Below are 240 nucleotides of genomic sequence, written 5' to 3' on the forward strand. Positions count from 1 at the left end.
ATTTGCCAGGATATTTCACAGCGGTTTGGTTTATAGAACGACTTGGTCGTAAGTTTGTTTTAGTTACGTATTTAAACGGTACAGCGTGTAGTGCTTACTTGTTTGGTGTGGCGGAGTCATTAACAGAATTAATTGTAGCAGGCATGTTACTATCCTTCTTTAATTTTGGTGCTTGGGGTGGATTATACGCTTATACACCGGAACAGTATCCAACAACTAATCGTGGTACAGGTGCAGGGT

General features: G+C 40.8%; 1 pseudogene. It reads left to right on the forward strand.

Features of this window, described 5'->3' with window-relative positions:
• Positions 1 to 240 (forward strand): annotated as a pseudogene (locus tag KVT31_RS29945) (MFS transporter); the annotation flags it as partial.

This window comes from Bacillus sp. GbtcB14 (assembly GCF_019091205.1).
Classification (GTDB): Bacteria; Bacillota; Bacilli; order Bacillales; family Bacillaceae_G; genus Bacillus_A; species Bacillus_A cereus_AG.